The sequence below is a fragment of the Calothrix sp. CBUCES-K 9914 genome, assembly GCF_059640475.1.
In genome coordinates, this window is the sequence record NZ_JBXXZH010000299.1 from 1 (window position 1) to 10,142 (window position 10,142).

11 protein-coding genes and 1 tRNA gene are annotated in these 10,142 nt (G+C 38.5%); 7 read left to right on the forward strand and 5 right to left on the reverse strand.

Annotated elements, in window-relative coordinates:
* Positions 1-113: 113 nt before the first annotated feature.
* Positions 114-281, reverse strand: a complete 168-nt coding sequence (locus AC2JBO_RS38645; protein ID WP_496958936.1) for a hypothetical protein — start codon at positions 279-281, stop codon at positions 114-116.
* A 664-nt stretch (positions 282-945) separates the two neighbouring features.
* On the opposite strand from AC2JBO_RS38645, the gene AC2JBO_RS38650 reads away from it, so the two are divergent.
* Complete coding sequence (locus AC2JBO_RS38650) at positions 946-1,626, forward strand: pentapeptide repeat-containing protein (RefSeq protein ID WP_496958937.1); 681 nt, start codon at positions 946-948, stop codon at positions 1,624-1,626.
* Between the two features lie 66 nt (positions 1,627-1,692).
* Here the strand turns inward: AC2JBO_RS38650 and AC2JBO_RS38655 are convergent, their stop codons facing one another.
* From AC2JBO_RS38655 to fraC, 3 genes are all read right to left on the reverse strand, one after another.
* Positions 1,693-2,472 carry an ABC transporter permease gene (locus AC2JBO_RS38655; RefSeq protein WP_496958938.1) on the reverse strand — a complete coding sequence of 260 codons (780 nt, stop codon included), beginning with the start codon at positions 2,470-2,472 and terminating at the stop codon, positions 1,693-1,695.
* Between the two features lie 136 nt (positions 2,473-2,608).
* Positions 2,609-3,682, reverse strand: a complete 1,074-nt coding sequence (gene fraD, locus AC2JBO_RS38660) for a septal junction protein FraD (protein ID WP_496958939.1) — start codon at positions 3,680-3,682, stop codon at positions 2,609-2,611.
* A 61-nt stretch (positions 3,683-3,743) separates the two neighbouring features.
* The gene (fraC, locus tag AC2JBO_RS38665) at positions 3,744-4,301 is read right to left on the reverse strand and encodes a filament integrity protein FraC (protein WP_496958940.1); all 558 of its coding nucleotides are present in this window, start codon (positions 4,299-4,301) and stop codon (positions 3,744-3,746) included.
* A gap of 296 nt (positions 4,302-4,597) precedes the next feature.
* On the opposite strand from fraC, the gene AC2JBO_RS38670 reads away from it, so the two are divergent.
* The 4 genes from AC2JBO_RS38670 (at position 4,598) to AC2JBO_RS38685 (ending at position 7,456) form a co-directional block, all read left to right on the forward strand.
* On the forward strand, positions 4,598-5,734 hold the full coding sequence (locus AC2JBO_RS38670) for a cob(I)yrinic acid a,c-diamide adenosyltransferase (RefSeq protein WP_496958941.1): 1,137 nt from the start codon (positions 4,598-4,600) through the stop codon (positions 5,732-5,734).
* A 269-nt stretch (positions 5,735-6,003) separates the two neighbouring features.
* Positions 6,004-6,210: a hypothetical protein gene (locus AC2JBO_RS38675; RefSeq protein WP_496958942.1), complete on the forward strand. Its 207-nt coding sequence runs from the start codon at positions 6,004-6,006 to the stop codon at positions 6,208-6,210.
* A gap of 181 nt (positions 6,211-6,391) precedes the next feature.
* Positions 6,392-7,027, forward strand: coding sequence for a Uma2 family endonuclease (locus AC2JBO_RS38680; RefSeq protein ID WP_496958943.1), 636 nt, complete (start codon positions 6,392-6,394; stop codon positions 7,025-7,027).
* Positions 7,028-7,231: 204 nt separating this feature from the next.
* A complete protein-coding gene (locus AC2JBO_RS38685) occupies positions 7,232-7,456 on the forward strand; it encodes an ion channel (RefSeq protein WP_496958946.1) in 225 nt (74 codons plus the stop codon).
* A 57-nt stretch (positions 7,457-7,513) separates the two neighbouring features.
* Here the strand turns inward: AC2JBO_RS38685 and AC2JBO_RS38690 are convergent.
* Positions 7,514-7,585, reverse strand: a tRNA-Thr gene (locus tag AC2JBO_RS38690).
* Between the two features lie 528 nt (positions 7,586-8,113).
* On the opposite strand from AC2JBO_RS38690, the gene argF reads away from it, so the two are divergent.
* Entirely contained in the window at positions 8,114-9,034 is a 921-nt protein-coding gene (gene argF / locus AC2JBO_RS38695; protein ID WP_496958944.1) for an ornithine carbamoyltransferase, read from the forward strand.
* 303 nt (positions 9,035-9,337) lie between these two features.
* Positions 9,338-9,946 carry a transcriptional repressor LexA gene (gene lexA, locus AC2JBO_RS38700; protein ID WP_496958945.1) on the forward strand — a complete coding sequence of 203 codons (609 nt, stop codon included), beginning with the start codon at positions 9,338-9,340 and terminating at the stop codon, positions 9,944-9,946.
* Positions 9,947-10,142 lie beyond the last annotated feature (196 nt).

Here is a 10,142-nt window from a genome sequence, read left to right on the forward strand (position 1 = left end):
CAAAGCTTATTGATTATAGAATCAATAAAGTATAAAAATGGGGTTTATCTTTTTATGGCACGCGCGCTTATAACTATTGCTGTGTCTGAGGTTCAGAGGTTTTCGTCACCCCCTCAGAATGCCATTGCTAGATATAATCCAGCAGCTATCAAGCAAATGAAGAAGTTGAGTGTGTACAATATTTTCCACTGCTGATTTTTGCCGTTATGGACACCAATACCAAAGAAAATACTTCCCAGTGTCATACTGAAGACACCAATCCATAACCAGAGTTGAACCATAAAATATTCTCTACGAAGCTAAATATTTTGTTTATTTCACTAACTTTTTTTTGCTATCACACGTTTTGTATCACCACTCCACTTTTCTGAAATATTTCAATGAGTAACGCAACCAGTAGCATTGCTGCTACATACTTATATACGAATCTCTTTAATATTTTGACAGGGCAACAACTTAAAAAAAATACTTCCCTGTATAGATTATTAGTACTACATTAAATTTATGACTTTAGGTAGGCCTATCTAAAGATAGATTTCTTAACGAATATGAAAATTTGCGCTTAAATTATTATTTAATTACTTTTACACCCTTTAGAGACGTAAACATTTGCATCTCCATTCTCAGATACCTTAACTTGTATCTTAAAGGATATAAAGATAATCTAAAGATTGCTTAAAGGTCTAAAACTTATTTATCAAAGTTTGTTGACTTGTATTAAAGAACTATGACACAAATGTAAATTATACATGGTCATCGGCGCCATTTGACAAATTATTCGACAAATTAAACGTTAGATGAAATCAACCAATAGCTTGTTTGAATGTTTACAGATATTTCGCTAAAATTTTTACAATTTGTTTCCTTCTTTACTTAAGCATCTGTTAAGTCAGTGTAATCTAAAATACAACCAGCAACAGCACCCCTAAGAGTTTGAGGAAAGTTATGAGCAATCAAGTAGATAAACAAGAATCAATACTGAGAAAAATTTTTAATAAAGCGACAGACAAAACAGATAAATCATTTCAGCACAAGGACTTGAGTGGATGCGACTTGAGTGGAATAGATTTATCTGGAATTGATCTGAGTGGGTTTAATCTAGTCGGTGCGAACTTGAACCAAGCAAACTTAAGTCGTTCAATACTGACGGGTGCAAATTTGAGTGGTGCCAACCTGGTCAAGGTAAAATTAAGAGAAGCGTATTTACATGAAGCTTGTTTATGTGAAGCGAATTTAATAGATGCTGACTTATCTAGGGCAAATTTGTGTGGCGCCTTTTTATGGCGTGCAAAGCTGAAACGAGCAAATTGCTGGGAAGCGTCGTTATGTGGTGCGGATTTACGAAAAGCTGACTTGAGTGAATCTCAATTAGTCGAAGCATCATTGATTGAAGCTAATTTAATCAAAGCTAACCTAAGTAACGCAAAATTATGCGGTGCCAATTTAGTTGAAGCAAATATGAATCAGGCGAATTTAACAGGCGCCAATTTAACTTGGGCAAATTTAGTTCAGGCAAATTTGTTTGAAGCGAATATTAAGGATGCTAACTTCCATAATGCTAAATTGACAGATACCATCATGCCTGATGGAGTAATTCATCAGCCACATATAATATTTTTTGAGTAAACAAAATAAATTAGATTTGGGGGCGCCAGTTAAAACCCCCAATGTACTTAAAACTTTAGCTAGCTGCTAAAATTCACGTTTAGAAAAAATAAGAATAGCTAAACCTAACAGCATTACACAATAAAAGATACTATAGCTGGCGTTAGCTATTAAAGTTGCAGAGTTAGGCAAGGCTTGTAAACCATACACAGCATCATTCTTGAAATCTAAGCGCGATAAATCAGGCAGTACTAAATATATAGTTTGTGTAACACGCTCTATAACTGGATTACGACTGAGATTACCAAGTTTGAGTAGGTCTTGAGTAATAGTACCCATCAAATATATACCAAACGTTAAAGCTGTAGCTAGTAATGAACTAGTGAACACACCGAGCGTAATTGCAACAGCAGCGATTAAGTATAGTTGTAGCAATAAGAATATTAACGCAATCGTAATGGCTTGTATTGAGTAAGAAACTTTTGCAATTTGTAAACAGGTCAGCATTATAACAGTCATTGCCACAACCAGTACTGTTAAGACCGCCGATAATCCGAAGAATTTTCCAGTGATAAACTCGCTGCGGCTAATAGGTTTGGCAACAAGCATCAAAATCGTTCGTTTTTCAATTTCCTTGTTTACCAAATTTGTGCCAATAAATATCGCGACTATCATAACTAACCCGCTCATAAAAGCAAAAGCAAAATCTGGGAGCATTTTGTCTTCAGTGGAACCAGCGAATTCAGGCAACAGACGCATCGAAGCGATAGTTATCAAGCCATAGAAACCAATAATGTAAAGTATGCGGTCGCGCACAACTTCACGAAAGACATTACCTGCTAGTACAAAAACTCTACCAAAGTTCATAATTATATCAATGGAAATGGGGAATTTAAAATAAAGGCTAGAAAAAAGAGAATGGGGCATCAAATCCTAACTGCCAAATTATTTATACTTCCTTCTTCACTTATTTGCCTACTCCCAATTCCCCTAAATTCTATTTTTACCGCTTCGGCGCTGGAGGAGGACCAGGTAAGAAAGAGGGTACTTTTTTACATTCAATTTCTGCAACAACAATTTTCTCACCTGGTTTCTTAATGTTTACCGTTAAAGTATCTGCTGGTTTAGAAATTGGGTCAATTTGACAGGATTTACTTAAGTAGTTACGCTTAGAACTCGAACTAGGACCGTTCCACAAAGCTAATATATCTAATTTATATCCACCTTTGTTGTTGGTAACGCGCGAGTCAATTTTCCACAGGCGCCATTCTTCAATGCTTTCTACCTGACCTTCTCGAACTTTTTTACCGCTTTGTCTACTTAAGTCGTTTATAACTTTTTCACCCAAAGCGTTTACCTTCTGCGGTGCGTCTATTAACCAGCGTTCTACATCTGACCAAGATGTTGCTGCTATTTGCTGTTCAACTAATGGCTGTATTCTATTTAAGATGATGGCGCCGTTTTTGGGAATTTTTGTGGGTGCTTCAGTTCTAATTACAAAAGCACTGCGATCAAATCTATCAGCTAATACGCTTGGATACTGTCTAGCCCATTTATCAACAGTAAAGTACAATTGTATCCAAGCGCTAAGTATTAAACAACAGCCAACTAGAACTATAATTCTTTGACGGACTTCGGCTTTGGGAATTTGACGTTTAGAATCAATCCCGCTACCTTCAAAGAATTCTGGGATAGCTGTAATTATTGCTGCAATAGTAGGCCACAATACAATTGTTCGTGTTGTAATGACATCTTCCTCGTGACCAAAAGCAAAAACACTAACCAAGAATCCTGTAATCACAGCACCAACTGGCATATTTGTACCAGGGATAAGTATAGGCTGGTCGGTTGTATACCATGATGTACCTGCGATTAAAAATACCCAACCGAAAAACGCGATCAAACTTTTGATTGGATATGCTGCTAGCGATGACATGATCCAAGAAAATATACTTAGATAAATCAAAGTTTGCCAAGAATACGCACGTTCCGGAATTAATATCTTTTTAATTCGCTCATAAACACCTTCAAAAATATTGAAAAGACCTAATAAGTCTCTGACTATTCCCGTTCTCATATCCGTATCTCAACTAGTTAATAATGTTCGTTGGTAATGTTAGTTAGTAATGTTTATTCAATTACAGCCGCACTGTACTAATTAAAATCACAATAGTTATGGCACTGTAACTTAGAGAGTTTGCAATTAGAATTGTTGTCAGTAAACTTGTGTTTTGTAGTTTCATACGACCTAGGCGCCGTGAAGTTTTACGACCGATAAGTTGAGATTCTGGTTGTGCTTTGCCTGGTTCACGGAGTGACATTAACACCACTTTCAACAGGAAAAACTTAATTAAGAACGTAGTGAAGAAAATGATAAAAGCGGTCATCATTATCACTAACCAACTAGTATTAGTAACTGGTTGATTAAAAAAAACATAGCTAACTAATTCTGACCTCAATTCAGGTGGTAAGAGTGGTTCTACAATAAAAAACGCTAACCATCCAATGGCGCCGGAAAATAGATTTATAGCTATTGAGTAAAATATACTAGTACGCTTGTCAAATTTGAGTCTAGTAGTTAAGACATATGCCTCAATGGGTATGGCAAGCGTGAAAAACAAAAAATTAAACAGAATTGCACCCAGTGGGAAGACTGGGGACACATAAAAAAACGGAAAACCAGAAAAATCTAGCATACGACTGTCGGTAGTGGTGTTTGAGAAAGTATAGGCACACTATGAATCGGGCTGTTGGGGGAAATTATCGCACTGTTTTTGCTCTTTAACACTATTTGATACAGAACTTTCCATACAATTTAACCAAGAGATAGTATAAGACACATAACTATAACTATTGCGTATAAGAATTTGATTCTGTATTTATAAAAAATATTATCTTAGAACACAAGAGGGTCGGTTGGTCTATGGAATAATTACCTAGGAGGTGAAAACGCGCTAAGATATAACACTGCGACGTAATAGCTCTGGGTAAGATGGTAAGGAACGGCATCGGTATTCGCACTGCAAATGTGCTTTCTCAAAGGGTTAGAGGACAAATCCATGTTTATGATGGTTTAGGAAAAGGAAAATCTCAAGCCGCTTTGGGTGTAGTTCTACGCTCTATAGGTTTAGGTATAAATACACCATCAAATACTAATCGTGTTTTGTTGCTGCGTTTTCTTAAAGGCCCTGAACGTCACTACGATGAAGACGGCGCCATTGCAGCTTTGCAAAGTGGTTTTCCTCATTTGATCGACCAAGTTCGTACTGGTCGGGCTGAGTTTTTTGGACTCCATGAAATTACAAGTTTTGACAGACAGGAAGCCGCGCGTGGTTGGGACGTTGCCAAAGGCGCTATTGCTTCAGGATTATATTCAGTGGTAGTACTTGACGAAATAAACCCCGTCATGGATTTAGGTTTACTCGATATCGATGAAGTTGTCCGAGTTCTCAAAACCAAACCCCATGATTTGGAAATAATCACCACAGGACGCGCGGCGCCGCAAAAGCTATTAGATATATCTGATTTACACTCCGAAATGAAACCCCATCACCACGAATCAGCGGTGTTACAGGGAGTAACTGGTATTGAAATATATACCGGAGCTGGTAAAGGTAAATCAACAAGTGCTTTAGGTAAAGCATTACAAGCAATTGGGCGAGGTATAAATCACCCAGGTTCAACGCGCGTATTAATAATGCAGTGGCTCAAAGGTGGCAGCGGTTACACCGAAGATGCAGCAATTTCAGCCCTACAACAATCATATCCAGAGGTAATAGACCATCAGCGTTGCGGACGCGACGCGATTGTATGGCGTAACTCACGTCAAGAATTAGATTACGTCGAAGCTGAACGCGGTTGGGAAATTGCCAAAACTGCTATCGCTTCCGGACTTTACAAAACTATTATTCTTGATGAACTCAACCCTACAGTAGATTTAGAACTACTTCCAGTCGAGCCAATTGTCCAAGCACTGCTTCGCAAACCGCGCGATACTGAAGTTGTAATTACAGGTCGCTGTCAAAACCAACCAGCTTATTTCGATTTAGCAACAGTACATTCAGAAGTCTACTGTCATAAACACTACGCCAACCAAGGTGTAGAACTTAAGAGGGGTGTTGATTTTTAGAGGATAGGGGATAGTAGATAAACTCATATCTCATAACATCTTAGATTTAGTAATTAATAACCAAGTATATGAACGAAAGTACATTAGATTTGATTACTGCCGGACTTGCCATGACAATTCTTGTTGGCGGAATGTTAATGATGTTTACAACTATTTTCACAACCAAGAGATAAACACGCAAAAGTAAGGTGGCAGTGCCCACCCTACGATTCCGAAAAAGTATTTGAGCGGGCGCCTATCGATAAGTTCTGTAATTTCGGAGCAGGAAAATGGATAGAACTGAAATAAAAGCTTTGTCGAAGCAAGCCAAAGACTTAAGCAAACAAGCCAACGAGCCTATTGGACAAGGTAAATATAAAGAAGGGCATAATTTAATGCGTCAAGCTGTTGAAGCTGGACGCAAATGCAGACAGCTTATTAACCAGCCTAAAGTAGATAAGGGATTGGAGATTTTAGAGCAGATGCATCAAAATTAACCTAACCTCAGATAGCTTGTTTAAGTAAAGGTGCCTGCGTGAGCAGCACAGACACGTTTATTCAAAACCAATAATTATGAGTCAATCACAACCCGACCGTTTAGACCAAATTGAAGCAAGCCAACAAGCTTATTCAACAAGGTAAATATGAAGAAAGACTACCAGTGAGTTTATAAAAACAATGGTTGTAACAACAGAGAGCGCAGAAACTAGGACTGTACTAGAAAACATTAGCTGGCAAACATTTAAGGCTATGCTGGCAGAAATGGGACAGTCGCGCGTTAATCGAATTGCTTATTCTGATGGGTTGCTGGAAATTATGACACCATTAATGCCTCATGAAAGCTCAAACCGCATAATTGAAGGTTTTATACTGGTGTTGTGCGAGGAGTTTGGATTTGAGGTCAAGAGTACTGGTTCAACGACACTAACGCGCGATGACTTAGAGAAGGGAGGTGAGCCAGACACCAGTTACTACATTCAAAACGAACAAGTGGTCAGGGGTAGAGAAAATATTAATTTAGATGAAGACCCAGCACCAGATTTAGTACTTGAGGTTGAATACTCTCGGTCAAGGATAGATAAATTGTCCTTGTACGCGAAAATAAGAATTCCTGAATTTTGGCGGTTCAATGGTACTACGCTACAAATTTACGTTCTTAAGGGTCAAAAATATGAGGAAGTTCAAATTAGCCCAACGTTTGAACCAGTACCAGTAAAAGAAATTCCTCGTTTTATTACTGAAAGTAAAACTATTGGACAACTAGCCGCTAAAAAGGCTTTCCGTAAATGGGTCGCTAGCTTTATAAGTGTGTAGGTTAGCATTACATCAAAGGTACATATGGCATATATATATGGCATATATACAGAGAAGCAGTGCCAGCTTGGTTAAAGTTAAGTTTATTCTCAAACGACTGGGAGAATAAAGCACAATCGTGTATCATAGCATACGCCGTTAACAAAAACTAGCTAAATCTATTAACTTTCTTTTGTAAGATTTTCTTTATTTTGCTTAACAACAATATTATTGTTCGCATTTATGTATTTTATTTTTCCAAGCTCACTAAATAAACCAGGTTTATGGAATAGCCTTTATTATTCAGCAATGACGTTTACTACATCAGGTACTGATATCCAACCTATCTCTCCTATCGGCAGGATATTAACTGTGACAGAAACAATAATCGGTTATTTAATGACTGGCTTGCTAGTTGCTATTTTACTTAAAAGAACCATAGGAGACTAATATGACTTCATCCGAACAGGGAATTACCCAGAACTTATTTAAGTACTCTTTATTATAAGCCGGCAGTAGGATTTGAACCAACGACCTTCCGATTACAAGTCGGATGCACTACCACTGTGCTATGCCGGCGTGAGATTGTTTATTTAGCTCAACAGTCACTCATTATAGCATAGACTCATTTTTTGTAAATACCTAAATTTTAATTTTTGCTGGTTGATTGTGGAGGTGCCATATATGGGCGCCTGCACTCAAACAAACCTTGTTACACATTCGGTATCAAGAACGCCACACCTATAAACTTCTACTAAGTCACAATCATGAGTCGGTGCGTGACGCTACAAGTCTTAATATCTACGTTGAAATTTCCTTATAGCGTCACGCACCCTACGGTTTTTATGTGCCCAGAGCGTAAGTCCTGATAAATTCTCTGTCTGAAGAATGATTTATAAATTTCTGCGAATGTGGTTTATCTGTAAAAAGGGTCAATATTCTTATGAGTTATCTCAACCCATTGACAGTGACCTCAAATCTTGGTTAAACAAAAGAAATATCCAAAAAGTGTTAGCTAGTTAGCTCTCGTCACGAGGAAGGGCGCTACTCGCGAGCGAACATGGTTGGGTAAAATCAATTTTAGTACTATTGTTCGTGGCATAAAGCATGGCAGCGTTGATTGGAAGAGATTTATTAAGTTTGGCAGATTTGACGGGTGAGGAAGTTGAGTCTCTGCTCAAATTAGCAACCCAGCTAAAATCAAAACAGGTCAAGTTGCACTGCGATAAGGTTTTAGGACTGTTGTTTTCAAAAGCTTCTACACGGACTAGGGTCAGCTTTACTGTAGCAATGTATCAGCTAGGTGGACAAGTAATCGATTTAAATCCAAATGTAACTCAAGTTAGTCGCGGTGAACCAATACAAGATACAGCTAGAGTTTTGGATAGATATTTAGATATTTTAGCAATCCGTACTTTTGCTCAACAGGAACTCGAAACTTTCGCGAATTACGCAAAAATACCCGTTATTAACGCACTTACAGACTTGGAACACCCTTGCCAAGTGTTAGCCGATTTGATGACAATTCAAGAGTCTTTTGGCTGTTTTCACGGCTTAACGCTGACTTATGTTGGTGACGGTAATAACGTCGCTAATTCTTTAATGTTAGGTTGCGCTTTAGTTGGGATGAACGTAAGAATTGCAACACCCAACGGGTATGAACCAGATTTAAGAGTTGTTGAACTTGCCCGCGAAATTGCACGGGACAAAACCGAAGTGACTTTGACTAATGACCCTGAAGTTGGTGTTAAGGGAGTAAATGTACTTTACACCGATGTCTGGGCAAGTATGGGGCAAGAACAGGAAGCTACTGATAGACTGCCCATTTTCCAGCCTTATCAAATCAATGAGCAATTATTAAGTCTTGCTGACCCTGCCGCAATTGTTTTACACTGCTTACCAGCCCATCGTGATGAAGAAATCACAAATTCTGTTATGGAGGGTTCGCAGTCACGAATCTGGGAACAGGCTGAAAATCGTATGCACGCTCAAAAAGCTTTACTTGCTAGTCTTTTAGGGGCAGAATAAAAAAAGATTCACGTGAGTAAATTTCTGAAAATGAAACTTAAAATTGATTTTTGACTGGCTTGAATTCGCCCGATCCCAAAAATTCTAAGTTCATTTTTACTAAATTTTTGTAACATAGAGATTTTAAGCCGAAAAACGGGTATACTTACTTAGTACAACCACTTTATTTCTCCCTACGTCCCCATCACTCACCTACTAAATATAAAGTTTTAGATCAATTATTCAAAAAGTATGGTGCATTTGGTGTTTTTGTAGTACCAATGTTCTAGGGAGATTTGTTTTTCACTCCTAATTTAAGATTGTATGGAACGACTAACGGAAGCGCAAAAAGAATTGTACGAATGGCTAACGGAATATATCCGTATGCACCAACATTCACCTTCTATCAGGCAGATGATGCAGGCGATGAATCTGAAATCGCCGGCGCCAATTCAAAGCCGTCTTGAGCATTTACGCACGAAGGGATACATTGAATGGAATGAAGGTAAAGCTCGTACAATTCGAGTATTACGCGCGTCAAGACATGGAATCCCGGTATTGGGAACAATTGCAGCGGGCGGTTTGATTGAGCCGTACAGCGACGCAGTAGAGCATGTTGATTTTATGAACTTGTCATTGCCGTTACAAACTTATGCACTGCGCGTGACAGGGGACAGCATGATTGAAGATTTGATCGCCGATGGTGATTTAGTCTTCTTGCGTCCGGTACTAGAGCCTGACTATCTCAAGAACGGCACAATTGTTGCCGCGCGCGTCGAAGGGCACGGCACAACTTTGAAGCGGTTTTATCGCGATGGAGAGATGGTTACTCTACAACCAGCGAACCGTAAATATGAGCCAATTGAAGTAAGTGCTTCAAGCGTTCAAGTTCAAGGTTCACTCGTGGCTGTATGGCGTACTGAGATTCAGTAAACGAATATAACTACAAGAACGCCAACGTCACACTTAGGGACTTTCAAATAAAAAAATCTCCACTCATTTTTTGTGGGGTGGGCATCCTTGCCATTAGCGTCAAGTTAAGCTAAAACCTACTACGTCAATAAGTATTTATGCTTAAAATTTGCGTTTGAAAGGAACAAAAAATGAACTTGAAGAGCGGCTATTAGTA